2 rRNA genes are annotated in these 1,585 nt (G+C 42.7%); both read right to left on the bottom strand.

From position 1 onward, the window contains the following. Positions 1-580: 580 nt before the first annotated feature. Positions 581-697, bottom strand: a 5S ribosomal RNA gene (gene rrf / locus J2Z38_RS10445). A 40-nt stretch (positions 698-737) separates the two neighbouring features. Further along, a 23S ribosomal RNA gene (locus tag J2Z38_RS10440) occupies positions 738-1,585 on the bottom strand; the annotation flags it as partial.

Below are 1,585 nucleotides of genomic sequence, written 5' to 3'. Positions count from 1 at the left end.
GTTTCCCGACCTCTACCCTCTCGTTTTATTGTTAATTTTTCTATAATTATGTACTAAAAAAGGATTCACATGGTGTGAATCCTTTAATTTATTTGGCAACTTCCTACTCTACCACACGGTTGCCCGACCTCTACTATCTCGTTTAAGTATTTGTATATAATTGATTTTTATACTAAAAAAGACTCACATTACTGCGAGTCTTGATTATTTGGCCGCTCTCGGCCGCTTGGGCAGAATTCCTACCCTAATACAAGGTTTCCCGACCTCTACCCTCTCGTTTTATTGTTAATTTTTCTATAATTATGTACTAAAAAAGGATTCACATGGTGTGAATCCTTTAATTTATTTGACGATTTCCTACTCTACCACAAGGTTGTCCGACCTCTACCCTCTCGTTTTATTGTTAATTTTTCTATAATTATGTACTAAAAAAGGATTCACATGGTGTGAATCCTTTAATTTATTTGACGATTTCCTACTCTACCACAAGGTTGCCCGACCTCTACCCTCTCGTTTTATTGTTAATTTTTCTATAATTATGTACTAAAAAAGGATTCACATAGTGTGAATCCTTTAATTTATTTGGCGACTTCCTACTCTACCACACGGTTGCCCGAGCAGTACCATCGGCGTTATAAGGCTTAACTTCTGTGTTCGGTATGGGAACAGGTGTATCCCTTATGCAATCATCACCATATAAGAACTTTAAAAACTTTTGGTAATAGCAAACAATATTTCCAGTCAAGATGTAAAGTTTAGTATCCATTAGCTTAATACATTACTGCACTTACACCTTGGACCTATCAAACGTATTTTCTTTACGTACTCTGAGAAATCTTATCTTGAGGTCTGTTTCGTACTTAGATGCTTTCAGTACTTATCGTTTCCACACGTAGCTACCCAGCTATGCAAATGGCTTTACAACTGGTACACCATAGGTGTGTCCATCCCGGTCCTCTCGTACTAGGGACAGATCCTCTCAAATTTCTTACGCCCACGCTGGATAGGGACCGAACTGTCTCACGACGTTCTGAACCCAGCTCGCGTGCCTCTTTAATGGGCGAACAGCCCAACCCTTGGGACCTACTTCAGCCCCAGGATGAGACGAGCCGACATCGAGGTGCCAAACCTCCCCGTCGATGTGGACTCTTGGGGGAGATAAGCCTGTTATCCCCGGGGTAGCTTTTATCCGTTGAGCGATGGCCCTTCCATGCGGTGCCACCGGATCACTAAGTCCGTATTTCTACTCTGCGCAACTTGTAGGTTTTGCAGTTAAGCTCGCTTTTGCCTTTGTACTCTACGAATGGTTTCCGTCCATTCTGAGCGAACCTTTGAACGCCTCCGTTACTTTTTGGGAGGCGACCGCCCCAGTCAAACTGCCCAACTGACAATGTCCATTGCCCTGATTCAAGGGTCAATGTTAGAACTTTAATATTAGAAAGTTGGTATCCCAAGGGTGACTCTGCACATACTGGCGTACATGCTTCTCAGTCTCCCAACTATCCTGTATATCTAATCTCAAAGTCCAATATCAGCCTACAGTAAAGCTCCACGGGGTCTTTCCGTCCTAGCGTGGGTAAGTCGC

Source organism: Anaerococcus degeneri (assembly GCF_017874475.1).
In the GTDB taxonomy this organism is placed as follows: Bacteria; Bacillota; Clostridia; order Tissierellales; family Peptoniphilaceae; genus Anaerococcus; species Anaerococcus degeneri.
Note: the sequence above shows the minus strand (reverse complement) of the source record. Positions and strands in the feature narration are given on the sequence as shown.